At 68.0% G+C, this 26,752-nt stretch carries 29 protein-coding genes and 1 pseudogene; 21 read left to right on the plus strand and 9 right to left on the minus strand.

Annotation, left to right across the window (positions count from 1 at the left end; translation table 11 throughout):
- The first annotated feature begins 55 nt into the window (after window positions 1-55).
- The gene (locus Q4V64_RS07720; RefSeq protein ID WP_124444057.1) at window positions 56-1,189 is read left to right on the plus strand and encodes a hypothetical protein; all 1,134 of its coding nucleotides are present in this window, start codon (window positions 56-58) and stop codon (window positions 1,187-1,189) included.
- A 525-nt stretch (window positions 1,190-1,714) separates the two neighbouring features.
- On the opposite strand, the gene Q4V64_RS07725 is transcribed toward Q4V64_RS07720, so the two are convergent.
- The 3 genes from Q4V64_RS07725 to Q4V64_RS54810 all read right to left on the minus strand — a co-directional run bounded on the left by Q4V64_RS07725 (window position 1,715) and on the right by Q4V64_RS54810 (window position 4,036).
- Window positions 1,715-2,383 carry a hypothetical protein gene (locus Q4V64_RS07725; protein ID WP_124444056.1) on the minus strand — a complete coding sequence of 223 codons (669 nt, stop codon included), beginning with the start codon at window positions 2,381-2,383 and terminating at the stop codon, window positions 1,715-1,717.
- Window positions 2,384-3,095: 712 nt separating this feature from the next.
- Entirely contained in the window at window positions 3,096-3,596 is a 501-nt protein-coding gene (locus tag Q4V64_RS07730; RefSeq protein ID WP_124444055.1) for a hypothetical protein, read from the minus strand.
- A gap of 95 nt (window positions 3,597-3,691) precedes the next feature.
- The gene (locus Q4V64_RS54810; protein WP_253267321.1) at window positions 3,692-4,036 is read right to left on the minus strand and encodes a CbrC family protein; all 345 of its coding nucleotides are present in this window, start codon (window positions 4,034-4,036) and stop codon (window positions 3,692-3,694) included.
- Between Q4V64_RS54810 and Q4V64_RS54815 the strand changes: the two are divergent.
- Window positions 4,025-5,408, plus strand: a pseudogene (locus Q4V64_RS54815) (transcriptional regulator); the annotation flags it as partial. The gene Q4V64_RS54810 and the pseudogene Q4V64_RS54815 sit on opposite strands and share 12 nt — an antisense overlap.
- Here Q4V64_RS54815 and Q4V64_RS07745 read toward each other — a convergent pair.
- On the minus strand, window positions 5,395-5,790 hold the full coding sequence (locus tag Q4V64_RS07745; protein WP_348540795.1) for an RICIN domain-containing protein: 396 nt from the start codon (window positions 5,788-5,790) through the stop codon (window positions 5,395-5,397). The pseudogene Q4V64_RS54815 and the gene Q4V64_RS07745 sit on opposite strands and share 14 nt — an antisense overlap.
- Before the next feature lie 152 nt (window positions 5,791-5,942).
- Complete coding sequence (locus tag Q4V64_RS07750) at window positions 5,943-8,264, minus strand: polyprenyl synthetase family protein (protein ID WP_124444054.1); 2,322 nt, start codon at window positions 8,262-8,264, stop codon at window positions 5,943-5,945.
- A 188-nt stretch (window positions 8,265-8,452) separates the two neighbouring features.
- On the opposite strand from Q4V64_RS07750, the gene Q4V64_RS07755 reads away from it, so the two are divergent.
- The 3 genes from Q4V64_RS07755 (at window position 8,453) to Q4V64_RS07765 (ending at window position 10,753) form a co-directional block, all read left to right on the plus strand.
- Entirely contained in the window at window positions 8,453-9,061 is a 609-nt protein-coding gene (locus Q4V64_RS07755) for an ABC transporter ATP-binding protein (protein WP_172629498.1), read from the plus strand.
- The gene (locus tag Q4V64_RS07760; protein WP_124444053.1) at window positions 9,058-9,897 is read left to right on the plus strand and encodes an ABC transporter permease; all 840 of its coding nucleotides are present in this window, start codon (window positions 9,058-9,060) and stop codon (window positions 9,895-9,897) included. The genes Q4V64_RS07755 and Q4V64_RS07760 overlap by 4 nt, the downstream gene beginning before the upstream one ends.
- Before the next feature lie 262 nt (window positions 9,898-10,159).
- Window positions 10,160-10,753, plus strand: coding sequence for a terminal protein (locus tag Q4V64_RS07765; protein ID WP_124444052.1), 594 nt, complete (start codon window positions 10,160-10,162; stop codon window positions 10,751-10,753).
- A 129-nt stretch (window positions 10,754-10,882) separates the two neighbouring features.
- Here Q4V64_RS07765 and Q4V64_RS07770 read toward each other — a convergent pair whose 3' ends face one another.
- A complete protein-coding gene (locus Q4V64_RS07770; protein WP_253267320.1) occupies window positions 10,883-11,428 on the minus strand; it encodes a TetR/AcrR family transcriptional regulator in 546 nt (181 codons plus the stop codon).
- 107 nt (window positions 11,429-11,535) lie between these two features.
- Here Q4V64_RS07770 and Q4V64_RS07775 point away from each other — a divergent pair, with 107 nt between their 5' ends.
- Window positions 11,536-12,393: an alpha/beta hydrolase gene (locus Q4V64_RS07775; RefSeq protein WP_124444050.1), complete on the plus strand. Its 858-nt coding sequence runs from the start codon at window positions 11,536-11,538 to the stop codon at window positions 12,391-12,393.
- 492 nt (window positions 12,394-12,885) lie between these two features.
- Here the strand turns inward: Q4V64_RS07775 and Q4V64_RS07780 are convergent, their stop codons facing one another.
- Entirely contained in the window at window positions 12,886-13,557 is a 672-nt protein-coding gene (locus Q4V64_RS07780; RefSeq protein ID WP_253267319.1) for a helix-turn-helix domain-containing protein, read from the minus strand.
- Between the two features lie 84 nt (window positions 13,558-13,641).
- On the opposite strand from Q4V64_RS07780, the gene Q4V64_RS07785 reads away from it, so the two are divergent.
- A complete protein-coding gene (locus tag Q4V64_RS07785) occupies window positions 13,642-14,013 on the plus strand; it encodes a hypothetical protein (protein WP_148100390.1) in 372 nt (123 codons plus the stop codon).
- Between the two features lie 205 nt (window positions 14,014-14,218).
- On the opposite strand, the gene Q4V64_RS07790 is transcribed toward Q4V64_RS07785, so the two are convergent.
- On the minus strand, window positions 14,219-15,061 hold the full coding sequence (locus Q4V64_RS07790; protein WP_124444048.1) for a MerR family transcriptional regulator: 843 nt from the start codon (window positions 15,059-15,061) through the stop codon (window positions 14,219-14,221).
- A 111-nt stretch (window positions 15,062-15,172) separates the two neighbouring features.
- On the opposite strand from Q4V64_RS07790, the gene Q4V64_RS07795 reads away from it, so the two are divergent.
- The 6 genes from Q4V64_RS07795 (at window position 15,173) to Q4V64_RS07820 (ending at window position 20,030) form a co-directional block, all read left to right on the plus strand.
- Window positions 15,173-16,047 (plus strand): IS5 family transposase gene (locus Q4V64_RS07795; protein ID WP_303709281.1). Its coding sequence is split into 2 segments (ribosomal slippage): window positions 15,173-15,517 and window positions 15,520-16,047, totalling 873 coding nucleotides; the frame shifts between segments, so codons are not numbered across the junction.
- A 159-nt stretch (window positions 16,048-16,206) separates the two neighbouring features.
- Entirely contained in the window at window positions 16,207-16,557 is a 351-nt protein-coding gene (locus tag Q4V64_RS07800) for a hypothetical protein (protein ID WP_303709282.1), read from the plus strand.
- A gap of 439 nt (window positions 16,558-16,996) precedes the next feature.
- Window positions 16,997-17,764, plus strand: a complete 768-nt coding sequence (locus Q4V64_RS07805) for a hypothetical protein (protein WP_253267316.1) — start codon at window positions 16,997-16,999, stop codon at window positions 17,762-17,764.
- 100 nt (window positions 17,765-17,864) lie between these two features.
- The gene (locus tag Q4V64_RS07810; protein ID WP_124444043.1) at window positions 17,865-18,161 is read left to right on the plus strand and encodes a hypothetical protein; all 297 of its coding nucleotides are present in this window, start codon (window positions 17,865-17,867) and stop codon (window positions 18,159-18,161) included.
- A gap of 719 nt (window positions 18,162-18,880) precedes the next feature.
- Complete coding sequence (locus Q4V64_RS07815; protein WP_124444042.1) at window positions 18,881-19,453, plus strand: hypothetical protein; 573 nt, start codon at window positions 18,881-18,883, stop codon at window positions 19,451-19,453.
- A gap of 322 nt (window positions 19,454-19,775) precedes the next feature.
- Window positions 19,776-20,030: a DUF6207 family protein gene (locus tag Q4V64_RS07820; RefSeq protein ID WP_253267315.1), complete on the plus strand. Its 255-nt coding sequence runs from the start codon at window positions 19,776-19,778 to the stop codon at window positions 20,028-20,030.
- A 4-nt stretch (window positions 20,031-20,034) separates the two neighbouring features.
- On the opposite strand, the gene Q4V64_RS07825 is transcribed toward Q4V64_RS07820, so the two are convergent.
- The gene (locus Q4V64_RS07825; protein WP_124444041.1) at window positions 20,035-21,018 is read right to left on the minus strand and encodes an ATP-dependent DNA ligase; all 984 of its coding nucleotides are present in this window, start codon (window positions 21,016-21,018) and stop codon (window positions 20,035-20,037) included.
- A 96-nt stretch (window positions 21,019-21,114) separates the two neighbouring features.
- Here Q4V64_RS07825 and Q4V64_RS07830 point away from each other — a divergent pair, with 96 nt between their 5' ends.
- From Q4V64_RS07830 to Q4V64_RS07865, 8 genes are all read left to right on the plus strand, one after another.
- Window positions 21,115-21,240 (plus strand): hypothetical protein, encoded by a 126-nt coding sequence (locus Q4V64_RS07830; protein ID WP_301184588.1) that lies wholly within the window; start codon window positions 21,115-21,117, stop codon window positions 21,238-21,240.
- Window positions 21,241-21,364: 124 nt separating this feature from the next.
- The gene (locus Q4V64_RS07835) at window positions 21,365-23,383 is read left to right on the plus strand and encodes a Shedu anti-phage system protein SduA domain-containing protein (RefSeq protein WP_253267314.1); all 2,019 of its coding nucleotides are present in this window, start codon (window positions 21,365-21,367) and stop codon (window positions 23,381-23,383) included.
- 94 nt (window positions 23,384-23,477) lie between these two features.
- Window positions 23,478-23,750, plus strand: coding sequence for a hypothetical protein (locus Q4V64_RS07840; protein ID WP_124444039.1), 273 nt, complete (start codon window positions 23,478-23,480; stop codon window positions 23,748-23,750).
- A gap of 50 nt (window positions 23,751-23,800) precedes the next feature.
- Window positions 23,801-24,025 carry a hypothetical protein gene (locus tag Q4V64_RS07845; RefSeq protein ID WP_124444038.1) on the plus strand — a complete coding sequence of 75 codons (225 nt, stop codon included), beginning with the start codon at window positions 23,801-23,803 and terminating at the stop codon, window positions 24,023-24,025.
- Window positions 24,026-24,128: 103 nt separating this feature from the next.
- Window positions 24,129-24,671, plus strand: a complete 543-nt coding sequence (locus tag Q4V64_RS07850) for a winged helix-turn-helix domain-containing protein (protein WP_124444037.1) — start codon at window positions 24,129-24,131, stop codon at window positions 24,669-24,671.
- Window positions 24,626-25,198 (plus strand): transposase, encoded by a 573-nt coding sequence (locus Q4V64_RS07855; RefSeq protein ID WP_303709287.1) that lies wholly within the window; start codon window positions 24,626-24,628, stop codon window positions 25,196-25,198. Before Q4V64_RS07850 ends, Q4V64_RS07855 begins: the two co-directional genes overlap by 46 nt.
- Before the next feature lie 252 nt (window positions 25,199-25,450).
- Entirely contained in the window at window positions 25,451-25,822 is a 372-nt protein-coding gene (locus Q4V64_RS07860) for a hypothetical protein (protein ID WP_124444035.1), read from the plus strand.
- A gap of 187 nt (window positions 25,823-26,009) precedes the next feature.
- Window positions 26,010-26,444 carry a hypothetical protein gene (locus tag Q4V64_RS07865; protein WP_124444034.1) on the plus strand — a complete coding sequence of 145 codons (435 nt, stop codon included), beginning with the start codon at window positions 26,010-26,012 and terminating at the stop codon, window positions 26,442-26,444.
- Window positions 26,445-26,752: the final 308 nt, after the last annotated feature.

Genomic DNA, 26,752 nt, shown 5'->3' on the forward strand with positions numbered 1-26,752 from the left:
TGCAAGAGCGTAGGCGGCCCGCCATCCTCAGGTTCGCTCGGCTTCAGGAGGACCGATGGTATCTTTCGCCCCAGGGTTCGAACTTCCGCCCTTTTACTGTCCGGTCGATGAGGCGTTGCACCCTGATTTCGATGAGCTGAGGCAGCGGTGCGTGGCATGGGCGGATAACACCGGCCTGTACGGCAACGACGCGGTGGAGCGGGCGTGGGGCCTATATGGCACCCATGCCGACCTCGCGTTCGCCCGCTGTTGCCCCGTCGCTCCCAAGGAGCGCCAGTACATCCTGATGCTCTGGGCACTGTGGGTGTTTGTGGGCGACGACAATCACCATCACGACGAGACCGCCGTCGGCTTGACCGGCAGGCCGGGCGGCCCCGACCTCAAGATGGCCCGCATGGTCGATCTCGGGGGCCGACTCCTCTGCGCCGCTGACGGGCCCGACCAGGTTCTGTCAGGCGGCAGCGAAACGGTGCAGCGTCTGTCGCGCACCAACGCCGAGATTGTCAATATGATGCGGTCAGTGGGTACTGCCACGCAGGTGCAGCGCTTCTTGGACCGTCAGCGCCAGTGGGTCTTGGGTGAGCTGTGGCTGGCCAGTGTTTTGGAGCTGGGGCGGGTGCCGACCGTGGAGGAGTACACGATGCAGCGCCATAGTGCGTCTGGCGGACTACCCGGCTTTGAACTGGCCGCCTTCGCACAAGACTTGCGGCTTAGTGACACCGAACGCAATGACCCGGCACTGGTCACCGCGATCAGCGCGGCCAACTTGGTCATTTCCTGGGACAACGACCTCATCTCCTACCCCAAGGAAGCTTTCCACGGCGAGGGTAAGGGCAACATGGTCGGCGTCATCGCACATCATCTCAACTGCTCCCCCCAAGACGCGGTCGCGGAAGTGACTGCTATCCGTGACCGAGTCATGTCCCTATTCCTAGGCCTGCACGACAAACTGAGCCGCAGCCGCAACAGCCAGGTGCGCCAATTCGGCGACTTGTTAAGCCATTTCATCCGTGGGCACCTGGACTGGTCCGCCGCCATCCCCCGCTACCGGGAGATCACTGACCACAAGACCCCGCCTCCGCCCGACCTGCCCCCCATCACCATGGAGTGGACGGACACGCCCTCCGACACCCGCATGACCCCCGTCGACATCGCGCCCATCGCAGGGTGGTGGGACCAGCTCAAGTGAACTGCCCTCACAGGATCACTGCCGATGGGCGGGCAGAGCGGATCGAACGCTCCCTCGACCGCTTGAAGGTGGATTTCCGCGCCCTCACCCGCTTGGACGCCAACGAGGGCGGGTTCGTCTGTGCCTGCAGGTGATGCGGGGTTGTGTCAGGGCCGTGGGGCACAACGGCGTACGACGCCGGCTGCTGTCCACGGTGCAATCAGCGCGCCGATCATCGAGACGGTGGTCCGGAGGAAGAGCAGCGGTCCGTAGCCGCCAAGGGGCACGGCCAGGGCAGCGTCGGCGAACTGCCTGTGAGCTGCCGTTGCGTTCGGCTGCCACCCATCCTGTCGAGGCGCAGCTGCTGGAGTGGGTGCAGGCACAATGGCCCTCTCCGCCCTGGGGGACCAGGCCACTCCTGAGAGTGGCCACCGGCCCCTGTGTCGTCGGTGGATGTTTCTTCGGTCCAGGCGATCGCTGGGAACGGTCCCCACCTGCGGCGGCCTGCGACGGCACGCCGCGGCCCCAGCAGTGGAACATGCCCGCTCATCTGGATCGCCGCATCTGCTCGGACAGGTCAGCGAGCGTCTCGGTGCTCTCCTCCGCGAGGCAGGCATCGCCCCGCATCCCGTACATGCCGTCCGGCATTAGCGGTGGCAGCGGATTCCCGGAGGCGCGTGCCTGGGAGACCGCCTGTCGCCATCCGGCCGGCTGCACGGGGCCGTCGCGGTCCTTGAACGTCGTCACTTGCACCCCGGGGTACTGGGCGGTGGGCAGGATCTGGTGCTGGGTGATGAACTGCCAGCCGAATGCCCTGGTGTCCGAGAGGGAGCCGGTGCGATTGACGACCACGATCGGCTCGGGCAGCACCAGCATCCCGGTGGGCAAGAGGATGTCCCGGTCGCGGTCCAGGGTGCTGATATCGGCCGGTTCGAGGGTGGCGGCCGCGGCCATGACTGCGGCGTGCGCGGCCGGGGAGATGACGATGGCCTCCGCCCACCGCAGCAGTTTCTGGATCTGACGTATCTGCCATGCGGCGGCCTCCCCCGCCGCCCGGGGCCACGGCGGTCGATGGCCCTGCTTGCCCAGCGTCATCGACAGCGCCGCGTCCCGCTCGATGGCCTCGGGCTTGCCCGCCATGTCTGCGAGATCTCTGTTCAGCAGCACGGCGTGCAACTCGGTGACGACGTTGTTCATGTTGGAGGCGAGCGTCATCTGCACCCACGGGTTACCGGTCAGACACCGCTAGGTCTGCTCCCGCAGGCGGTGTGCCACCCGCGCCGCAGCAGCCGCGGTCCACTGCCCGTCCTTGTCCCTACTGCGCTCCCGCTTGCCCCGGCTCGCCTCTCCCACCCGAAGCCCCCTCCGCGTCGGCCAGTTGACGAAGCCGTACCCGACCAGCACGGACGCGACACGGCGGGATCCAGCCGACGGCCTTATGCCAGCGTGGCTGAGTCACCGCCGCTGAGTCGGCGGTCGCTGACCGACGCACACCCGCCGCCAGCCACGACGATTATTTAGGTTTCGCCGGCACTTCACGAAGGTCAGGCAGCATGGACTGCTGTCAGGCAAGTAAGGCAAGAGGTCGCGTCGGAAGTGGTTCGGTCAAACCACTTCCTGGATGTCCGTTCGACGGGTAGCGCCTTTATGCGGGGTTCCCGTATTCGACGACGTAGGCCGCGTAGTTCTCCGCGAGGACAACCTGGCCAGCCTCAGCGGTGAGGCGGCCGACCGAGGTGACGGCCGGGACCTGCCGGTCCTCGATGGTCGAGGTGATCAGCGGAAGGATCGCCGCCTCCCGCGAGGCGGCGGTCCTTCCGGTCCGTTCCCGTCCGGTCCGTTCCCGTCCGGTCCGTTCCCGTCCGGTCCGTTCCCGTCCGGTCCGTTCCCGTCCGGGGTGGGCCCGGCCGGGAACGGACCCCGAGTCCTAGTACCAGGCAGTCTCGGCCAAGCGCTGGTTGTCGCAGAACAGCACCGCCTTGCTCTGCCGACCGTTGAGGTTGTTGATCACCTTGGTGTAGGCGTAGTTGATGCCCGGGTCGACCGTTTCGAGCACCCACACGATCCCGGAATCGGTGAGGCGGTTGCTGTGTGCGGCGCAGCCCTGGGGCGCGTTCTCTATGCGGGCGAACGAGCCGCAGCCGGGGCTGTAGAAGTACTTCAGGGTGATGGTGCGCCCGGCGTAGACCGCCGTCTTCGTCGCCCCGCCGGGCACGCCGGGCTGGTAGTAGCTCCCCGAGCAGGAGGTCTGTTCGGGATAGAGGCCCTCGTTGGGGAGCGTGCCGTAGCCAACGCTCTGGATGGGGGCCGCCTGGGCCTGGAGCGGCGTCAGCGCCGCCAGGCCGAACGCGAATGCGACGCCGAGCAGCGCGCGCCACCCCCGGCGGCCGGTCCCACGGTCGGTCTTTCTGTTCCGTCTTGAGATCACGTTCGTCTTCCCCCCTGGAGATCGAGGTCGCGAGGTGTCGCCAAACCGTTTTCCAGATTGTTCGCCCACGTCGTGAGCCGCCAGGTATTTACAGGTCATCTCAATTGGCGGGTCGGTAGCCTGCCGGGCCCGTAGGAGTCGCTGAATTCACCCGCGAAGCGTTCAGCAGCGCTCCCGTCGGCGATGCACCACGGGCAGAAGCGTCCGTTGACCTCGTGGGCGGTGTAGAAGGTGGCTGTGCAGATCCAAGCCCGTGCGTAGAGCGGCCGCGCGTACGCCTCACGTTCGGGACCGCGCGGCTGCTGGACAAGCTGGCGGAGCTCTACCCCGCGCCCGCCGCCCTGGCCTCGGTGCCGACCACGTTCACCGGCCAGCCCGCCCCCGAGGAGCGGACTCTGCCCACAGGTCCGGCCCCCGAGGCTGCGGCCATGACCGAACACGAGAACACCCAGACCGCCCCCGTTCCCGCCGCTGCCGAGCAGGCCGCGCCGCGCCCGGCGCGCACCGCCAGGAGCGCGTCGACGTCGCGCCGCCCGGGCGTGCGGAAGGCGGCCCCGGCCAACACTCCGGCGGGCGGCACCGACCCGCGCTTCGAGAACGGACCGCTCGCGGTCGTCGACGTCGAGGACGGGCAGGTCTTCGCGTACTGCACCGGCGGCCTGGTCCTGGACGTGCCCGCCAAGTCCCTCCCGTCCCTGGTGGACTGGACGCTGAAGGAGGCGAGGCTGGGGCAGCCGAAGCTGTCCGGGCCAGGCAAGGACGCCGACCCGCTGCTGGTGCTCACCGAGTCGGCGTTGGAGCGTTACGGCCTGCCGGTCGCCCTCACGGAGGAAGAGCGGCTCGCCGGGCGGATCCCGGAGGACCACAAGGTCATCAAGCAGCTGGCGCGCGCGGAGTGGAAGCTGACGAAGCGCGGGTTCGGGCCGTGGGCGCGGATCTACCGCCCCGCCACCGGTTCGGAGCGTGCCTGCGTGCAGCTGTGCATCCCGTCCTGGCACGCACTGGACTCCCGCCACTGGGGCGAGGCCGGGCAGCTTCCGCCGGCGGAACTCGCGCGTGTGCTGGGTGTGTACGCGTCGCGGGTGATGACCCCGCGCGGCTCAACGGCCGTGACCGGCCTGGAGCTGATGACCGCGCTGCACCCGCCGACCCGCGCATCCGAGCCGGACGCGACGGGTAAGCGGCACTCCGAGCACAACCCCGGCTCGCTGGGCAAGGACGCGGTGGACTGCGCGCCGTGCGAGGCCCCGGACGGGCACCCGCTCCTGGCGGACCTGCCGCGCTTCCACGTGCGGGGACCTGCGGAGAAGCTGTTCGAGGAGGCGTACGACTGGGCGGCCGATGACGGATGCCGAGTGCACCCTGCGGCACCTGGTCGGCATCGACGTGAACATGGCCTTCGCCGCCGGAGCGAACGGCCTGGTCGTCGGCCTCGGTGCGCCGACGCACGTCAAGGCGCCGGTGTTCGATGCGAAGCTGCCCGGCTCGTGGCTGGTCGACCTGTCCCACGTCGACCTGTCGAGGGTGAAGGTCGGCAAGGGCAAGTGGGCGGACCTGGACGTGAGTCTGTTGCCGAGCCCGTTCACGCCAAAGGGCGAGCGCCCGGAGGGGCCGGCCTGGTACGCGACGCCGACCGTGGCGTACGCGGTGGAGCTCGGCTACGACGTCGCGCCGGTCGAGGCGTACGTCCGGTACGAGAACGGCCGCTACCTGGACGGCTGGTACAACCGGCTGCGTGACGCCTTCCTCGCCACGATGGCCGACCTCGGCGTCGACGCGGACATGGAGCCGGCCGACTTCATCCGCTCTCTACGTTGACCAGACGGTAGTTGTGGCGCTCCTGCTGCCACTGGTCATACCAGACACCCCTCAGTTCCCACCGCCAGAATTGGTGCCGTACTCCCACACAGTCCCACTGCTGCGCGCGGGCGCCGTCAGCGTGCGAACCGTCGGAGATCTCCAGGCACTTGCCCGTGCCCGCGTTCACCAGTCGCCCGACATGTCCGTCGGGTGGGAAGATCGCGGGGAGCCGCCCACCGCCCACTGCCGAGCCGGGGCCTGCCGACTCGGCGGTGGCGGGGGTGACAGAGACGGCGGCGAGCAGTGCGGCGCTGGTGAGCGCGCGGAGGACACGGGGCAGCCGGAAAAGGGGCGACACGATGACTCCTCTGTGGGAGTGACACAGGATCAGCACCGTGAATGTACTGGTGGGACGAAGCGTGGGTCATCGGCCATCCGTGTGAGCCGCGGTCGTGTTCACGCTGCTGTACCCCGGTCGGAGGCGTCACAGCAACACGCGCGGGGGTCCGGCGATGTGCGGCCGGATCCGACGCGTGCAAACAGTGATCACCAGCGTGGAGGAGTGATGAGGGTGCGGGGACCAGGTGGGTGCGGGTCGTATTCGGATACGCGTTGGGCGGCGTACCAGCCGAGGGCGCGGACCATCGCCTTGTGCAGTGTCGGTGGGAGTAGCGGGTCGAGGTGCTGCCAGGCGTGGTCGACGAGTTCGCGGGCTTCGGTGAGGCAGACATCGAGGGCGCCGCTGTGCATCAGCAAGTCGGATGCTTCGGCGGCGCCGGCGTCGGTGCGCGCGTGAAGGGCTGTGCGCAGGCGTAGACGGTCGTTTTTGTCGAGGAGGCCGGTGGCGTGGGCCACGGGGTAGGTGACCGCGCCGTTGCGGAGGTCTTCGGCGGGGGTGCGGACGGCGAGGCCGCGGCGGTACTCATCGGGACTGCACTGGCCGTACAGGTCGAAGACGTCGTCGCTGATCTGGTAGGCGATGCCGACGTTCTCGAAGTACTGGCCGGTCTCGCGGACCTGTGCGTCGTCGGCGTTGGCGAGAATGGCTGCGATCTCGGCGGTGCTGCGGACGAGCATGCCGGTCTTGAGCCGGTGGGTGGTCCGGATCTGGGCCAGGAGGGTGCGTGGGTCGCCGGTCTCGACGGCTTCGTCGAACGCCGTGTGGTGTCCGGCGAGGTCGAGGGCCTGGCCCGCGTGCGCGGCGCGGAGGTCTCGCAGGTAGAGCCGGTAGATGCGCAGCAGCGTCTGCGGGTCGGGCTGCGGCACGCGCCCGATGAGGGGATCGAAGGTGTAGTAGCCGAGGGTGCCGGCGGTGATCGTCGGGGCGGTGCCGAAGACCTCGTGGACGCTCGGTGCACCGCGGCGGGTCGGGGAGCCGTCCTGGATGTCGTCGATGATCAGGGCCGAGGTGTGCATGAGTTCGGTGAGGGCGGTCAGGGGACGGTAGGGCTCGGGGTCGACGCCCAGGAGGCACAGGACGGTTGCGGAGATGTACGGGCGCCACGAGCGCCCCGGGTTGTCCAGCAGGTGCAGGACCGGGGCGACGACGGCCTGGTGGAGGCGGGGGTGCGCGGTGGGATCCAGGTCCGTTCCGTGGCCGGTGCCGGTGAGCAGTTCGACGGCGGTGCGGTCGGCGGGATCGGCCGGGTATACGGCGGCGGCCTCCGCGCGGGCGATCTCGTGGCTGCGGCGCATGTAGTTCTCGATGTCGCCGATGGTGTTGGTCGGGAACGTCTGCACGAAGGCCGTCCCCGCCACGGGCATGTCGCCCATCGTGCCGCGCACGGTGGCGGGGCTCTCCCAGAATGCGCGGCCCACCATCAGCGTGCGGATCTCCTGTCCGGCTGTGGGGGCGGCGACCTCGACGTCGAGGCCGAGTGCCGGCACGCTCACGCGCACTGCGGTGGGGTAGGTGTTGAGCGTGGCCAGCGAGGTCCAGTGGCGGGTGGGCTGCCAGGTCAGGTCGTGGTGGGCGACGCTGCCGTCGGGAGCGACGGCGGTGGCGCGGGCGAACTCCAGGGTGGCGGCGCCGGTGAGGGGATCGGTGTTGCGTGCGTGGATGCAGCTGATCTCCCACCCGTTGTCGAGTTGGAGTCCCGTCCACTGCCAGGTGTGGTCCGCCGTGCCGGGCGCCCGCTGGACGGCGTAGTAGCTCGTGCCCCAATCCTGTTCGAACCAGGCATCTCCCGTTACCTGCTTGCGGACACCGTCCTTGGTGAGCAGGGTTCCGCGGGTGTGCAGCCGGGGCAGGAAGTGCGAGGTCATCGCGTCCGCTTCGGTGGGCAGCCGCCCGGGATACCGTCCCTGGGCATCGAATTGCGGGACTGCCGGTTTGGCCGCGGTGAGGAGCAGGTCGAACTGGTCCCCGTTCCGGAAGGACAGACGGTAGTCGCCGTTCTCCTCCTGGCGCAGCGCGGCCAGGTCGCCGAGGGTGATGTCCAGTGTGTAGGCCAACTCCTTCACCGGATTCTGCAGCAACCGCTCAGGGAGCAGGGGGCCCTCGGCCAGGGCTTCGGAAAGCGCTGTGCGGACCCAGGGGTCCATCGCCGCGTCGCCGGTAACTGACTCGCGGACCGCATCCAGCATGGTGGGCGAGATCCAGGCGCCGTGGCGGACACCTGCGGGGCCGGAGTGCGTGCACACCAGGCCGTAGCCGGGAACGGCGGCGCGATCCCGCACGTCGGGATGCTTCAGGATGCTGATCATCCAGCTGTACACGTCGCCGTCCTCGTCGCGCAGATGCCCGATGAGGTACCAAGCCTCCGCACTGGCCGACGGGTGAGGGGCGCCGAACGGCGCCGGATCGACGGCGGAACGCGATGCCTGCGGCGGAACCTGTGCGGCGGGGCTGGAAGAGAAGCTGGTCACGCCGGAAACCTACGGTTTTGTCGCTGACGGGCCGGGCGCAGTCGTCATGAATGCACCTCATCGGATGAACTTGCCGGCCAAAGCCCCTCCAAGCTGGGAGGAGGCCGTGCCCTCGCCGTTCCCGGCTCGTTGAAAGCCGCACGCCGCGGAGAGGATCCCTCGGTGAAAGTCCCAGGGGAGGGGGCTCGATGAAGGTCAGCGATGTGCACCACGCCTACGGCAAGCGCGTGGTGCTGCGCGGTATCGACCTGGAACTGCGGCCGGGTGTGCTGGCCGGCATCGTCGGGGAGAACGGGGCAGGCAAGAGCACGCTGCTGAAGATCCTCTCCGGTGAACTCCGCCCCGGCCACGGCACGGTCCGTCACCACGGAAGGTTCGGTTACTGTCCGCAGACAGTCGTTCTCAACGACGTCCTCACCGTCCGTCAGCACCTGGACTTCTTCAAGAACGCGTATGCCCTGCCGGACCTTCGGCGGGCGGAACAGGTCATGGAAACACTCCAGTTGGGAGAGTACGTCGACGAGCGGGCCGGTGTGCTCAGCGGCGGAACCCGGCAGAAGCTGAACCTCACGCTGGCCCTCATGCACGACCCGCAGGTCCTGCTGCTGGACGAGCCCTACCAGGGATTCGACTGGGACACCTACCAACGCTTCTGGGACCTGGCCACCCTGCTGCGCGAGGACGGCCGCTCCGTCCTCGTCGTCTCGCATCTCGCCTACGACGCCGAACGCCTCGACGTCCTGTGGCGCCTGGACGACGGCCTCCTGCACGACCGGACCACGGAGCGGGCAGCATGAGCCGCCATTTCACCCTCTTCGCGACCGCCACCCGCTACGCGCTGATCGAGCATCTGCGCAACCGGTTCGCCATGGTGCTCGTTGCCCTCTTCATCCCCACGTGGGCCGCGCTGGCGTTCCTGTCCGTACCTAGCACCAAGATCCGCTTCCGGCTGCGGGCGACCGGAGAGGTGTTGACCCCCGGCGGCAACCAAATCACCGAGATCACCGGAGTCCTCAACGCGGTCACGCTGATCATCGGGTTCATGATGTTCGCGGCCACCTTCACCGGCGGCCACTTCGACCGACGCCTGGCCCTGGCCGGCTACCCCCGCACCCATCTCGTCCTCGCCAAGATCACCGGCCTCGCATTGGCCTCAGCCGCCGTCGCCGCCTACGCAACCACCCTCACCTGCGCCTTCCGAACCCCCGAACAGCCAGTCGTCTTCGCCACCGCACTGTTCTGCGCCGGCCTGACCTACGGCGCACTCGGCGTCGCCTTCGGCTCCCTGCTGCGCCGCGAGGTCGAGGGCATGTTCGCCATCCTGATGACCAGCGTCATCGACCTCGCACTGCAAAACCCCCTGTACAGCTCCAGCTCAGACGATTCCATCGTGCGCTACCTGCCCTCCTACGGCGCCATGCAGGCCAGCACTGGAGCCGGGTTCTCCGCCACTCCCGTGCCCAAGTACCTCGCCATCCAGCTCCTGTGGTTCACCGCGGCCGCACTGGTCGGCTTTCTCGCCTTCCACCGCCGCACCCGCAACACCCTCACAAGACCAGACAAGGTTCGCCTCATCCCTCCACGGCAGCCCGACCACGATCTGCAGCCAGATAGCCCCAAGCCAACAGTTTGAGCCCCACGTAGAGCGGGACGAAGGGAACCCTGGGTAGTCAGCGTCGTCTCACCCCTGACGCCAGTACCAACCCACAGAACCCTCGCAGTAGACCGTCACAACTGATCGCTCCGCAGAGTAACGGCAGGGTGACATCCAGTCCATTTGCCCACAAGCAGGCTGATTTGCCAACTGTGCTGCGCCATCACATCAACCCCACCCGCAGCGGTGGGGCGCCCGGCCGCAGAATCTGTCCACAGGGGAACGGGTGTCTGCTGGATGCATGATCGACAGCGACGACACGCAGCCGCCGGCCCCGCGCCGCAACAGGGTCCTGGTCGCCCTCAAGCGGGCGGAGCGCAAGGTGTTCACTCGGCCCGCGCCGAAATCTGCGAAGGCTCAGATGGAATTCCTCTACACGCGCGCCAAGCAGTCCACGAAGGCCTTGGCCGAACAGCTGGGCGTCTCGATCCGCACCGCGCAGCGCTACCGCGCCGGGCAGCAGACGAAGCCTCAGAAGAAGCTGCGGGCGGCCCTGGTGGAGGAGACCGAATCTCAGTGGCAGCCGCAGGTCAGGGCACAGGCGCGGGAACGGGCGGCGACCTCCAGCGGCATGATGGTGGAGATGACGGCCTACTTCGGATTCACCTGCACGGGCAGCTCGGACGACGGCCGCGAGCGCACCATCACTAGGCCGATCTCGCCCCCTTACGCCGCTGAGATCCTCCGCCTGCAGGAGGCCGGTGCGACGGAGGAGGATCTGCATCCGGTCGTCGCGGAGGCCATCACGGAGTCGTATTTCACGGAGTGGGGCACCCGCGCCGACGGGCTCCGAGCGGATTTCACGCACGTACGGTCGATAGATTTCCAGTTCTGACCATGCGGAATTAAAGGCCTGCTCGGGGCGGCGACGCTCTTGCGGCGGTGCAGTGGTCCTCCAGCACGTGGAGTCGGCCGTGAACCTGTGCGCCACTCATGCACGGGCTGTCCTTCTTACTGTTCGAGATCAGTCCTCGCCGACCTGAGTGATGGCTGTGCGCAACAACTTGGCCATCGATCGGCCGGCCACCCGCAATGGTTCCGGATCACGGGTAGCCCGGCTGAGCATGAAAGCACCCTCCAGCATCATGACCATCGAGTACGCGAGGGACTGCGCCGTCTTCGGTTCGGCCACCCAACGGCCGAACCATCGCGTCGCCGTGTCGACCCACTCCTCGAAAACCTCCGCCGTCGCGACCCGCAACACCTCATTGCTGCTCGCGACCTCCAGGGCCACCGTCCCGATCGGGCACGCGTCGGCATAGTCGGCCGCTGCAAGGTCATCTGCGGCCGCTTCGAATGCGTGCACGAGGGATTCCACCGGATCCGGCACGCTGTCCAGCAGAGCCAGGACCATTCGGCCGTACTCGGTTCCGGACGTGCGGATCATGTCCTCGGCCAGTTGTTGCTTGCCGCCGGGGAAGAAGTGGTAGATCGAGCCGAACGGTGCGTCCGCCTCTGCCGCGATCCGTTTCAGGCCGGTGGCCGAGTAGCCGTGTCGGCGGAACAGCACCGTGGCGGCACCCTGGATCCTGGCTCGCGTGTCCGACTGTCCCATTGCCTTCCACCCCTTTTCCCCTCCAAGATTACAGTAGAACGATCTATCAAGTGGAGGCTGGGATGCCGAGGATCGAGTTGTCGTCCGGACTGATCGACTACCAGGACACCGGCGGTGAGGGGCCTGTGCTGGTGTTCGGACACGGTCTACCGATGAACGAGACCCAGTGGCGCAAGGTGGTCCCGCTGCTGGACGGATACCGCTGCGTCCTGCCCACGCTGCCCCTGGGTGGTCACCGTCAGCCGATGAACCCGGATGCCGACCTGTCCCAGCGCGGTGTCGCCCGGCTCCTGGGCGAGTTCATCGAGGGGCTCGGTCTGGGGCGGGTGACCCTCGTACTCAATGACTGGGGCGGGGGCCAGTTCCTGGTGTCGGAAGGGCAGGACCAGCACATCGCGCGCCTGGTGCTGGTGGCCTGCGAGGCCTTTGACAACTTTCCCCCAGGGCCGGCCAAGGCCATGGCGCAGGTGTGCAGGGTTCCCGGCGGCGTCTGGCTCCTGACGCGGCTCATGCGCGTTCCCGCCTTCCGTCACAGCCGGGGCGGATACGGCGGGATGAGCCTGCGTGGGGTCCCCGACGAGATCATGGACGACTGGTTCGCTCCCGCCACCCGCAGCAGGGCCATCCGCAGGGACTTCGCCAAATTCGCCACCGGGGCACCCGAACGCAAGACCCTGCTCGCCTGGAGCGAGCGACTGCGTGACTTCGACCGCCCGGTACTGGTCGTCTGGGCGACCGAGGACCGGTTGATGCCGCGTGAGCACGGCCCCCGGCTGGCCGAGCTGTACCCGCAGGGCCGGCTGATCGAGATCGCCGACTCGTCCACCCTCATCCCCGAGGACCAGCCCGAACGACTCGCCCAAGTACTCACCGACTTCCTGATCCAAAGCGGAGCAGAACCGGTCCGACACGCCTCCTGAGCGCGGGGGGCGGCAGGCGGATCCGACAGCCGCTACCGCCCTCCCGCCAAGGTCGACACTGCAAGCCGGGCCGGTGCCGCTTGGCGCCGGGAGTGACGCATCAGATCACCCGACAGCGGGCTCGTGCACGAGGTCCTGTACCGAGCCGGACGCCTCGTCCCCATCAGCCCCCCACCATGATGGGGATTCTTGAAAACGGCCAGGGATGCTCCTCGCATCACTCGCTCTGGTGTTCAACGAAGTGGGGAGTTTCAAGGAGCGTGGCCCGGGTCGTCGGCTTGGGTTTCCCGCTCGTGGAGTGTGCCGGCCGTGTCGAGACGTCGAGACGCTGGCTTCGTGTCGGTGGCCAATCCGGGTGTCGGCGTACACCTGAACGCGGCCAGTCAGGTACAGCCATACGTCCCAAGTCCTGAAGGCGGTCGAGTACATCAGGGAGGGCCGGGGCTCGCCGGATCTCTCAGGGGCGGGCATGTCGGGCTGGCAAGGGCGCCCCTAGGCTTCAGCGCGTCGCAGAGAGGCAGGCGTACGCCCGATGAAGTCCCTTGCGGTACGGGCGAGGTGGGCCTGGTCGGCGAAGCCTGCGGTGGCTGCGGCCAGGGCGGCGGTCGAATCCGGCAGGTCGGCGATCGCGGTGCGGAGCCGGCCCCATCGGCGCAGGCGGATAAGCGTAATGCCCACGTCCTGGCGGACCAGGGCACGCAGCCGCGGGGCCGACAGGCCGACCTCGATGGCGATGGAGGTGATGGGCATGTCCAGATCGCGCAGCGTGCAGAGGTCGACAGCGTGGGCGACTCTCGGATCGAGTGGGGAGGGGCACCCGGCGAGTGTCCGCAGCTCGGTGTATCCGGCGGTCAGGTCCACACCGGTGTCGGGGCCGTCGGAATCGGTGGTGCCGAGCGCGGCGAGCAGGCGGCGGACCTCGCCGGCATCGAGCCGTATCGGCTCCGGGTAGGAGGGCAACAGCCAGGCGTCGATGAACAGGGCGATGTAGGGCGAGGTCGCCGCACAGGTGTGGGCCAGCTGGGGCGGAACGATCAGCCCGGGCGCCGCCACCAAGGGCCGTCCTGGCTGGCGGAGTTCGACGTGGCCGCCGATCGGCAGCACGGCTTTCCACGCGGGCAGCCGGTGTTGGGCGACGCGGAACGGGCGAAATTCGGCGAACATCGTCGCTTCGGTGCCGGAGGCGAAGACGATGCGGCGATCGTTTTGTTCAAGTGCCCAGTCACGAGGTGAACGGATCATCGTGCCATGCACGCTATCGCTGCCGTCGCCTTGGCGGTGTTCCTGGTCGTCACGGGGGTCCTGCATTTCCTCGTCCCTGGCTACTTCCTCAGACTGATACCCGCTTGGCTCCGCCGGGAGCGGCTCCTCGTGGCCGTCAGCGGGTCGGCGGAGGTCATGGTGGGTGCACTGGTGCTGGTTCCTTGCAGTAGACCGGTCGGGGGCTGGGCCGCCGCCCTCCTGATCACCTGTTACCTGGTGTCCCACGTGGACGCGCTGCGACGCGCGCGGCCGGACCTGCCCCGGCTGCTGGAACGGCCGGCCGGTGCAGTGGCTCGGCTGGTGGTGAACATCCTGTACATCGCCTGGGCGGTTGCCGTGGCCAGATCGGCGGCCTGATGCACGAGACGTTTCGGGCCGCGAGGCGAGTCGGGCAGGGACGAGTCGGGTTCCTGAGTCAACCCGCCTGCCGTAGACGATCTTGTGACCTCACGAGGTCTGGTCACGAACACGTACCAGCACCTGGGGACGTTCACCTGTACGCCGCTGGGGAGTCAAAGTCGTACGCCGACACCGGGATCCTCACGCACGGCCACACCAGCGATCAGCTGCCTGCGGAGAGGTCCCCGTCAAGGAGCCGTGCCGTGAGTTCCATGCACCGCGTCCGGGCCGCGGAGAAGCCATAGGGCATCTTGGTTACCGCTTCGAAGGCACTCATCTGGGTGTCCTCCTCGCCGCTCGCCTCGGCGTCGTAGATCTCGAAGAGCTTCTCCTCGGCCACGTCCAGTCCGGCCGCTTCAATGGCCTGGAGCAGGGCCTTGTGGTGGGCGCAGTGCTGCGCGGCGAGTTCCTCGACCTGCGGGTCGTGGGGGTCGACGGTGTCATCGAGGGCGGCGTCGGCCGCGTCGAGGCGGTCTGCCTCGGCCCGTAGGCCGGGATGGGTCGCCAGGGTGATGAACACGCTGGCCTGAATTGCGGCTCCCAGCGGCCCGAAGATCCGTTCCGTGACCAGCAGGGCGTCCAGGTCGGAGGGGCGCAGTGCGCCAGAAGGCAGGTGGCTGAGCCGGTCCGTGACCAACGGGGAGAGCAAGCCCAGTGGGCTGCCCACGACCCGCAGGCGCTGGACTGCCGCGCGCTGACGCTTGATGTCGGCCTCCTGGGCGGCCAGGGTCTCCTCCAGCCGGCCCAGGACGTCCTCAACGTCCCGGGCTTCGTCGAAGGCGGCCCGCATGTCGTCCAGGCTGATGCCGGCCTCGGACATCTTGCGGATCCACAGCAGGCGGATCATGTCGTCGTAGCCGTAGCGGCGGCGTCCGTCTCCGCCTCGCTCGGGCTCCGGCAGCAGACCGATCTGGTGGTAGTGACGAATGGCGCGCGGGGTGGTTCCGGCGAAGGCGGCGGCATCGCCGATCTTGACCTCGCGGGGAGGCGTGGCGGAGGGGTACATCGCAGACAGGGCCTTTCGTGCTGTGGTGCCCTCGACGACACCACATGCCGCTACGGCATGTGCAACTAGGGTCTGTTTCATAAGTGGATCAAGGTCTGCCATGATCCACTCGTGGGGCGTGGAGATCTGACGAGCGAGCAATGGGCCAGACTGGAACCGCTGTTACCGGCGGGCAAGAAGCCGGGACGGCCTCCGGTCTGGTCCAAGCGGCAGCTGATCAACGGCATACGCTGGCGTACGCGAACCGGCGCCCCCTGGCGCGACGTTCCCGCCCGCTACGGCGAGTGGGAGACCGTCTACGGACTCTTCCGTCGCTGGCAGCGCGACGGCACCTGGAGTCGGATCCTCACCCAACTGCAGGCCGAGGCCGACGCGAAAGGCCTGATCACCTGGGACGTGAGCGTTGACTCCACCGTCGCGCGAGCCCATCAGCACGCCGCCGGAGCTCGCAAAAGGGGGATCTGCAGCGAGACAAACCCGGCGGAGTCGCAGTCGAGCCCGCCGACCACGGGCTCGGACGCTCACGCGGTGGACTGACCACGAAGGTGCACCTGGCGGTCGAGCACGGACAGAAGCCGCTGTCCTTCCTGGTCACCGCCGGCCACCGGCACGACAGTCCCCAGTTCCAGCCGGTCCTGGAGCGCATCCGGGTACCCCGCGTAGGCGTCGGCAGGCCGCGCTGGCGACCGGACCGGGTGCGGGCCGGTAAGGCCTACGGGTCCCGAGCCAACCGCGACTACCTGCGCAAACGCGGAATCCGCTGCACGATCCCGGAGAAGTCCGACCAGATCCGCAACCGCAAGAAGTTGGGCGCCCGCGGCGGTCGTCCGCCGAAGTTCGACAAGGACGACTACCGCGAGCGCCACGCTGTCGAGTGCGGGATCAATCGCCTCAAGCGCCACCGAGCGGTGGCCACGAGATACGACAAGCTCGCCGTCCGCTACGAGGCCACCGTCACCATCGCCGTCATCAACGAGTGGCTCTGACCTTGCTCGCCAGCCTCGGTTAGCGAGAAATGCGGTATCGCTGCAGGTAGCCAGACATTTAGCCTGTGGCGCATGCATTAGCCACGAAGGCGCGACCGGCGCCTGGCTCGCCGTGCGCCGTCGGAGCCGGCCCAGCGTGAGGCGTTCCGGCTCACAGCCGTGGGCGCTGATGTGGTCCTGGTTGGCTACTTCTCTGCGAAGCAGAAGGACTTCGAAGCGCTCATGGCGTCGGCAGCGACGGAACTGGCAGCGCACGGCGCTCGGGTCGTCGTGCAGATCGTGCAACGACGAGGCGTCTCGGACGGCGGGGTCCAGAAGATGGGCCTGCCCTACTCCTCGCGGACTCTGCTGAGCTACGGAAAGGTCCGCGAGGTGGCTCAGGCCTGTGACCAGGTCAAAGCTGACGCAGTGATCTTCGTTGCCACCTTGACCGAGCGCCAGCAGCGCACGCTGACAAACATGTTTGGCCGCCCTGCTGTGAGTCTTGCCGACATCCTCTCCGCCGACTGACCGCTCGCACGAGGCAGGCTTTTGAAACAGGCCCTAGACACCACCCGGACCCTGACGGGCTATCGGGCGGTCCCTCGCCATTGGTGTCCCGTCCCAGGACAGGCCCGGAATGGGTGGGGAGATCCGTCGAGCAGGTCTGATGGCACCCCGAGCAGGGGTTGGGGATTTTCAAGGCGCCCCATCAACCAGACTGTCCATCGCCTCAGACAGCCTGCGGCTTGAGATCTTCGCTACTGGTGACAGGAAGGCTGCCGAAAGAGCACTTGTGGCAAGACGCGTGCCTCACTGGTGACAACCAGCCTGATTCGCCCGATCTCATTCACCAGCTCAACTGCTCTGCCGGTGACAACTACCGTGCTTGGGCTCATATTCGCGGGCCGTCGTACAGCGCTCTGGCGGCGGCCCGCACCTTATTCCGCACGCCGAATGCGAGGCCCTGATGAGCAGCCCCTGGCCGCCCCGGCACGCTGCCCGCCGTCCCGTTCCCCGCGCGGCCGCGCCCCGCGAGCCGGTCGACCACGCCCGCATCGGCCGGCGCGTGGTCCGCCGCCGCGCGAAGGGCATGGACGCGGCCGCCGTCGCGGCGGCCCTCGAGGACGCCCGCTTCGACGCGCGCCAGGACTCCCGCCACGAGCACCTGGCCGACGACGAACGCGGCCGGGCGGAGCTCGCGGAATGGGAGCGCATCGACCAGCTGCTCGCCGCCGCTCCCTCCGGCACCGTCTACGACCCGGACGCCGACGACGTCGTCCAGGCGGAGCTCGCCACCGACGCCGCGGCCGCCGCCACCCGGGAAGCCGAGCTGCGTGAAGCCGCCCGGATCGCCGTTCGCGCCGATGAGCTCCAGGCGCTGCGCGAGCTCGGCACGCTGGAGCAGACCGAGCCCCGCGAGGGCGACGAAGCCGTCCGGGACGAACTCACCCGGCGGGCCGGCTCGTACATGCAGAAGGACGTCGACACCTGGCTCGCCCACGCCCTGGCCGCGCACCGCGGGCACTATGCCGATCCGGCCGTCCGCGCGGCCGCCGCCGATCTGCTGCCGACGCATCTGCTCGCCCATGCCGCACTGCTCACCGAACTTGCGCACCTCGCGCCGGGCGCCGACGTCGACCAGCTGGCGTTCGCGGCCCGGCTCGCCGCCGCTGACCCCGAGGCCACCGGCGAACTCGCTGCGTTTCTCGCCCGCGCCCGGTCCGGGCAGAGCTGATCTCACCCTCCGCAATGCCCCGGCCCTCCCCGATCCCATCGGGTTGACCGCCGCAGCGGACATAGGCTGACTCAACTATCAGCCGGAGGAGCGTCACACCATGGAACCGACCGTCGACAGGCCAGCGCCGCAGGTTACCGTCACAGACATCCGTACCCTTTTGGACTCTTCCGCTGAGCTCCCCGTTCTGTACATCAACTACGGTCCGGGTGACGGGGGCACCGAAGCGGAGTTGGACGTGTGGGCCGCAGGCCTGGTCTACCAGCCCGACATCGTCCTCACTCACGCGACCGCTCTGGACCTGCTCGGCGAGGAACCCAATAGCGAGACCATCGCAGCGTTCCTGCCGAAGGTTCAGAAAGCCGTGGATCAGATGATCTCGGTCCGGGGTATGTGAAGCAGATCTGCTGCTCGATCGAGGGGGACCGTCTCATTCGGCAAGGTGTCACGCTGACAGAGCGTGAGTGTGACACTGCCTGTCACGCTCCCCTGGAAAAGTGTCACGCCGCCTTGAATATGTTCCCTTATGTCCGCTTCTTGGATCCCGTGAGCCTCTCCGGGCGGGATTCGAGGGCGGAGCGTGACGCTTGTGACCATACATCGCGCGCACTCGTGAGCAGCGCAGAACGTAACGACGGCGACGCCCGGTAGATGGTGCGACGGCCACACGAAGACCGCCCGCCTCCAGGCCGCCGACGGCCAGATCGTGGCCCGCGCCCGGCCTGAACAGTGGAGCTGGCCTGTGTCATCAACCCCCCGTTTCCCCAGGTGGGCACACTCAGCTGTGTCACTGTTCAGCTGATCTGTGTCAACGATTCGGTTTGCCGTTCGGCTAGGCGTCGATGGACGGGCAGCCGAGCGGCAGCGGAGGGATCTTCAGACCGCTGCCGCGAGATCGGCCCAGATCGCCTCGGGACGGACGATGCCGTAGTTCTGCGCGCCCCTGGTTCTTGTGAACCGCGGTTGCGCTTCCAGTGCCCCCCTCACGGGCGGTTTGGCATCCGGAGCAGGTCAGGGCCTGCGGCGAGACGGTGACACTCGGATAGCTGCGGGGGGATGACCTGGCCATCGGGGGCGGGAACCGTCCGCGTGCCTTCCGTTGACCAAGGGAGAAGCATGGCGAACGAGCTGAAGTACGGCGACCAGGTCCACCTGCAGAACGGCTACAACAGCTGGGCGGGCGGTTACCTGGACACCAACGGCCACAGCAGCGACGGCGGGGCGAAGTACGGGGTGTCGACGGCGGACTCGCCCACGCGGGGAGAGGGCACCGGAACCTGGCAGATCCTCTCCGCCGAGGGCAAAGCCGTGGGTGCCAACGTGGTCAGCGGGGACCTGGTCTACCTGCGGAACCTCTACGGCGGTGACGGCGGCTACCTCGACACCAACGGGCACGCGATCGCCGACCAGAAGAACAGCGGCGGCAAGTACAACGTCTCGACGTCCAAGGACCAGGACCGCGCCCCCGGTACCGGCCGCTGGCGCCTTTTCGTCCAGGCGTCCAGCCCCGGTGACCAGCACGTCCGGCCCGGCGACGTGATCCACTTGTGGAACACCTACGGCGACAACGGCGGCTTCCTGGAAACGAACGGACACGGAACCGCCGGCGGCAGCAAGTACGACGTGTGCACCAACGCCTACTACAACCGGGCCCAGAACGTCGGCGACTGGAAACTCCACCGCGCGTAAGCCGGCACCGGCAACGTCGCTTACCGCCGGGACCCCTCCGGCACCCCTCAAGGGCCCACGCCGAACTCGCCCTGGACCTCACGGACCAGGGCGGGTTCGCGACCTTCGGCCGGGAGGCACCGCCGCACGGGTGCCAGCACCTGGGCGTCACATGACGCGCCAGCTGATGCGCGGCAGGACGTGGACTAGGACGACGACCCGCGCCCGGCGATCCGACCCACTGGGACTGAGGCGGCGACATCCCCTGACGGCCTGCCACTCGGTCGGGTGAAGACACGGCAGCGGCGGAACTCTCCCGGGGTGACCGGGCGTAGTGCCGTACATGGACCCGATCCACAAGACGCACGTGAGCGAGCCGGGCCTGCTCGTCGTCGACGTCGCGGACGCCGACGACGCCACCGCGCTCGCCTTCCAGCAGCTGCTCGCCGACCGGTGGGCGACGGCCACAGCGGAGCAGACGACGCGGGACGCCGGTCAGCCCGGCGTACGGCTGCGCTGCTACCTGGACCTGCGCCAGCAGCTCACCGCGGCCGCTGTGGCCGGCCCGACCGTGGAGCCGACCACGGCCCGGCCCTGACTCATTACAGGGCGCCGCCTTCGCCGAACAGCGGCACCTCCGCCACGTCGACGTCCGCGCGGATGCGGTGGGGGCGGGCCGGGTGCCGCCACCGTCCGGCGCTGTCGCGGGCGACGTCGACGTCGACTTCCATCACGACCTCCGGCTGCACCAGGACGGCATCGAGGGTGCGCTGCGTTCCCCAGCCTGCCGAGAACGTCCAGCCCGTCCACGGATGCACGCCGCGCGGCGGGGCCAGCTGGTCGGCCACAGCGCGGCCGGCGGCCCCGGACAGGGTGGTGCTGCGGCCGACGTACCGCGGGCGGCTCGCCGGGTCGTAGCGGCCCAGCAACAGCGTGCGGGGCGCGGCAAGCGACCCGGTGACCGCGCCGATCACGGCTTCCGTGGTGACCCTCACCTTGTACTTCCGCCACGACCGCACACCCCAGCGATAGGACTCCTCCAGCCGCTTGAAGCACAGTCCCTCCACCCCGGCCGCAGTCCACGACAGCCACTCCCGCGCCACGGCCGGGTCGGTCGTCGACGGGCACAGCACCCACGGTGCCGTCAGGCCGCGCTCCGCGAACAGCGTCTCCAGCGCCGCACGGCGCCGGGCGTACGGCCAGCCAGTCAGGTCGTCGCCTCGGTGGACCAGGTCGAAGGCCACGAAGTGCGCCGGCCACTCCCGTGCCGCCTGAGCGGCAGCTGCCCCGCGCCGGGCGAGCCGCTGCTGCAGCCGCTCGAACGCCAGCCGGTCCCGCTCCCACACCACCAGCTCGCCATCCAGCCCAGTGTCCTCCGGCAGCTGCGCCAGGGCCGCCGCCCGGATCTCGGGGAACGAGGCCGTCATGTCCGTGCCGCGCCGTGAGCGCAGCAGCACCCGCCCGCCCGCGTACACGGCGAGCTGAGCACGGTAGCCGTCCCACTTGGGTTCCGCGGCCCGCCCAGCGGACAGCGCAGGGCTGTCCGCGGCCACGGTGAGCATCGGCTCGGGCAAGGACCAGGTCATGCGGCTATGCCTTCCACGTAGCCCGGGGAAACTCCGTAGTTGCTCACCGCCGGGTCGCTTACGCTGCGCGATGTGTCTGCACCGAAACAGGCATGTGTGAGCGAAGCCCGCGTCGACGAAGCCTGGGACACCCTGCACCCCTTGCTCCCGCCCACCCCGCACAAGGCCATGGTCGACGTGGTCGGGCGGGAGGGGCCCCCGGACCTGCGGCACTCTGCCTGACGTCTCGTCTGGGAGGAGGGGAAAAATCTCGATCTGCCGGTACCTGGCTTCCCTGCCCTTCATCCTGAGACACATGACGTCCAGTGACCCCGCTCCGGCACATCCGCAGCCATCAATCACATCGGTGACGCGGCACGACATCTTCAACTACCTGCGCGAGATATCGAGCCCCTGGTGGGGGAAACTGGACGAGGTCACGTTCCTGGAGCACCTCTACGACCTGGACCAGCCTGCCCCCGAGAACAGCCGGCTCCCGACTGTCCGCGCTGACATCCAACAGCACCGGATTAACAACGAAGACCTGGACGACGACTGGATCTTCGAGGACCCCCGGTTGGAGCTCTTCGACGGACCGGACGAGGTGCTGCTCGCCTTCCTGGCGCGAACGGTCCATCCCGAGGTCGCGGCCGGTGTCGAGGAGGCGATGAAGCAGGTTGAGGAGCTGAACCGGCTGCTGGCACCGGACGGATGGGGTCTGCGTTCATACGAGTTCCTCTCGGGCCGCCCTATCTACACGCCGGTCCGGCTTCCGCCTACGGGACCGCTGGTCTCGCTGCCGCTGAATGACGACGACACGGGCAAGCTCGATTTGGTCCTCGGGCAGACTTACAGCCTCCTGGACTGCGCCGGCGAGGAGCCCGCATGTGACCTGTTGCGCACGGCTGTCCTGACCCTGCGCCGTGATGGTGGCTTCTTCCACCCCATGCCTGGTGACGGTTGGACGGCGGCAACCTACGAGGCAGTCCTGACCGTGGAGCGCGAGCTCCAGCCCGCCTGCACCCCGGAGATGAAGGAGGTGATCTGGCGGACACTGGAACCCCTGCTCAGCCAGCTCGGACGCACCGACGTCCAGAACCTTGTGGTCGAAGGCGATACCCGGCCGCTGCCCAACATCCCACCGGACTGGCGGACTGAGGCTGCGGCACCCGCTACCCCCATCGTTCGCGGTCTCCGCATCTCCTTCTCCACTACCGAGTTCGACGTCACCCGCAGGGACTTCGCCGATCTGGAGATCCGTGCCGCGCAGGACAGCAGCGGGTTCCACTACCTCTACGACACCCGCGCACGCCGGATGATCACCGACTTCGTCCTCGACGACCGCCCCCAGGTGGCCACCCTGTGCAGCGTCACCATCATCAAGAAGGGCGACACCTTCACGCCGAGGATCAAGCTGTGGAAGAAGGACAAGAGGAAGGCAGGGGAGGTCTCCGCCACGTATACGGTGCCCGATACCGGGGCCACCCGGGCTGTCAAGGCGCTCGTTGACACCGGGGATGTCCACGAGAACTTCTGGAAGGTCATCAACTTCCTCCAGGGTTGTGCGGGGCTGAGCACGCCTGGCGGCTCCCTCCAGCTCGTGGCCGGGGACGAGGGCCAACTGACCCAGCTGCTGGCCGGCCAGGACCGGACGATGGTTCTCGGCGCGGTCAGGACTGCGATTGGGGGTGGGCTCACCGAAGAGGACATCCGGCTGATCAGCAACCGCAGAGAGCAGCTCCAGAGGTTCGAGCGGCTGCTGACCGATCGGGACTACTTCCAGCAGGAGGAGAGCCTGGCAACGACGCGCGGGGCGGAGGCGGTCTGGCAGGCCTTCTTCGAGGCGAACCAGTGGATCTTCGGCTACGGACTCAACCTCATCGCCTGCGAATCCATCGGCGACGGCAAGCTGGAACGCATCACCACCGGCGCGAACATTTTCGGCGGAGCCGGGAAACGCATCGACGCCATCATGCGTTCCAAGGGCCTGATCAGCAGCATGCTCTTCTGTGAAATCAAGACCCACGACACGGAGCTGCTCGCCAAGACCCAGTACCGCGCGGGCGTCTACCAGGCCTCAAAAGAACTGGGCGGCGGCGTGGCGCAGGTGCAGAAGACCGCCAGCAAGGCCCAGCAGCTCATCTCCCGCGAGTTCCTCACCCGCTTCTACGACGACGACGGCACCCCGACCGGCGTCGAACTGTCCACTACCCGGCCCCGGCAGGTCGTGGTGATCGGCAGTCTGCGCGAGTTCACTCACAACGGTGCCGTGAACCCCGAGAAGATCAACTCCTTCGAGCTGTACCGGACATCGATCCAGGACATCGAGATCATCACATTCGACGAGCTCTACCAGCGAGCGTGCTTCATCGTCGAAGATCGCTAGGCCGCCCATCCGTCGGTCTGAGCGGCCTGTGTAAGACGACGGCCTACGGCCTCGCGTGACCCGGGCTGTCAGCGGCGGCTGCCAGGCTGAGCGGATGGACCGTGATGAGGAGCAGCTGCTGCGCCGCCGGGTCTACGGCGCCGACTACGACCACCCTGGCCCGCGGCCAGAGCGGCTCTACGCCGAGCTGGTCGGCGGGCCGCTGGACGGCCTGTTGCTCGACATCACCGGCTGGACGCAGACGGAAGTCGACACCGGCGTGTCCCTCCAGACCGAGTTGGGACAGTTCGGCCCCGACGGGCGGGCTCTGTACGACCCACGCCCCGGCGACCCGACCCGCTGGGATTGGGGCGGCGACACTCCCTGACCGCCCCGGCCGGCTCGCCCCGAGATCCCGCCAAGGGCACGCTGGGAGGCGTGACCAGCGCACCGATCATCGTGCACCGGCCCGTCGGAACGGGCGGCCGGAGAGTCACCGTGCACCGCCAGGGCCGGGATGAGGTCCTCGGCACCGCCTACAGCGACCACGACCTGGTCGTGTTCCTTGAAGGCGCTGGCATCGCCGATCCCGAGGCCATCATGGACGACCCGCAGTGGGTGGAACGGCGCGGCGGTCCCGCCCACGAATTCACCGCCACCTGATCACACACCTTCTGGTGATGCCGGGTTACTCATCTAGAGATCTTTAAGGGTGCGGGTTACGTGGGGTCGTGACGGCTGTCGTGTGCGGCGCTATGCCGGGAGGATGAGGTATCCCGATGGCGGTGGATTGACGGCTGAGGAACGGGCTCGGCGTGAGCAAGTCCGGCTGGCAGCTGCTGACCTGATCGAGGCCGGGGGCAGTGACCGGGAGGTCGCCCGACGGTTCAGGGTGACCCGGATGTCGGCGAATCGATGGCGGCGGGCGTTGGCTTCAGGCGGTCGGCAGGCCCTGGCCTCCAAGGGCCCCGGCGGCGCCCGCTGCAAGCTCGACGCGGGACAACTGCGCGTGCTGGAGACGGTGTTGGATGCCGGCCCGGCCGCCTCCGGCTGGAGTGACCAGTGCTGGACGCTGGCGAGGATCGCCGAGGTCGTGCGCCGCCGGTTCGGCGTCGAGTACACCCTGGCCGGGCTGGACCTGCTGCTGCACCGCATCGGCTGGAGCGTGCAGGTCCCCTCCCGCAAGGCCACCGAGCGGGACGAGGCGAAGATCGCCGCATGGAAGGACGAGCAGTGGCCCGTCATAAAAAGAGGGCGGCGGACTTGGGCGCCTGGCTCTGCTTCGAGGACGAAGCCGGCCAGGGCCTGAGGCCGCCCAAGGGCCGCACCTGGGGCCACCGGGGCCGCACCCCGGTAGTGCGGGTCACCGCCGCAGGCACCAAACGTGTCTCCATGGCGGCGCTGATCTGCACCAAAACCGGCCATCGGCCCCGGCTGATCTACCGCATCCACCTCGACCGCGGCCCCGCCAAGCACCGGCGCAAGGGCTTCACCGAGACCGACTACGCCCGCCTGCTCGATGCCGCGCACCAGCAGCTCGGCGGCCCCCTCGTCCTGGTCTGGGACAATCTGAACACGCATGTCAGCCGCACCATGCGGGAGCTGATCGCGGCCCGATTATGGCTGACCGTCTACCAACTACCGGCGTACGCCCCGGAGCTCAACCCCGTCGAGGGCGTGTGGTCGCACCTGAAGAGATCGCTGGCCAACCTCACGAAACACAGCCTCGACCAGCTCACCGCGTTGGTGAAGACGCGGCTGAAACGGATGCAGTACCGCCCCCGCCTCATCGAAGGCCTCATCGCCAAGACGGGGCTCGACCTCCAACCGCCGTAACCTCAGCCGTTAAAGATCTCTAGTCAGTCCATCATGAAATAGCTTAAATCATAGGTAACGCGATCTTTAGTCGCACATAAACTCGCACACGCGCATTAGCCAACTAATCGTCTTGAATCAGGTAATTGACTCCACGGCGGCACAGGCACCTCGAATATTGAGCTGTGCGCTGATCGCAGGCGTACTGCTGGCCCTCCGGCGCCCGGAATCACGGTCTCAACGCTGCCGGGCACAGAGAGACGAGGAGTGCAGGTGCCCACTCAGTCCGACTTCCAGACCGGCGAGATCCCCCACGGCTTCATGATCAATGAGGCCGGCGGTCTCATTCACTACAAGTACGGCATCGTCCTGGCCATCCCGCAGCCCAACCAGGTCAGCCCCGCTGCCTGGGCGGACGCCTTTCTCAGCTTCGGCTGCGACTGGGCGGACGTGCGGCTCAGGGTGGCCCTCCACAACGGCACGAGCTGGACCGTCGTCAGCAACTGGGACATCACGGCCGCCGGCCCGCGCGTCGCTGAGAAGCTTCCTGCGGGGACGCAGAAGGTCAGCATCGGGCGGGTGAAGAAGACCGCCGCCGACATGGTCGACGAGGCTCCAGTCAGCTGGCTGCTCGAATACGTGTAGCGCGCCCGGCCGCCGTGGCGCTCTGGTCCGGCCCTGCGCCGGTCCAGAGCAGGCAACGCCGTAAGCATCAACGCGGGCACCGCTGCGGGCGACCCAATCTCAGGTCACTTTGGCAACCGCCGCCCAAGCGGCACGAACACCCGGCACGGTCAGTGTGTATCCCGACGCGGCAAAGGAAGTGAATGGCATGACGACTCCAGCGAATTACCGGCAGGGTTCGACGTGGCTCCAGACCAGCCCGGTTGACTTCAGCCACGACCTCGCCGGCGCCGACCGCGCCGATGAGCGGATCTCCGAGGTCGAGGAACTCAAGATCCCCTTCCCAGGGGTGTGGGAGATCTCCTACCACGCCCGCTCGTACACCGGCGGGACCGCAGCGGCGAGTGAGCTCGTCCGCACTGCACTGTTCAAGAACGGCCAGCTCATCCCGGGCACTGAAGCACTGACCGGGGGACACACTGTCATGCAGACCACCGCCGGGCAGACGATCCTGGAGAAGTTCGACCTCAATGACGTCATCACGCTCCACGCCTACCGCATCGGGAGCAACCTCGCCTCCGTCATCAGCAACGGCGACGGACGTACGGGAGTCATGGCGCACTGGGTGAGCCCCGGGTTCTAGGCCACTCCTCTCGGGCGGCCAAGCCGGAGAGGACGACGAGAACAGGGAAAGGGGGGCGGGGGATGGCGCTCGTCATCGAAATTCGGCGTGGGACCTCGACCTCCCGGCCTGGACGGAAGCGGGGCGGCGGGCTGTCCCACAGCCGCAAGGACGAAACGCCCTGTACGGCCGCCAGCCGCTTACGGGCTGCCCCGCGATTGTTCCGCAGCAGCCAGCCACCCGGGCCAGATCCTGAAGACCGTAGGTCATGTCCCGAATTGGCCAACAGCATCCCCCAGGGCGCGGCGCCGTTCGCATGCCGTGCACAG

This window comes from Streptomyces sp. NL15-2K, assembly GCF_030551255.1.
In the GTDB taxonomy this organism is placed as follows: domain Bacteria; phylum Actinomycetota; class Actinomycetes; order Streptomycetales; family Streptomycetaceae; genus Streptomyces.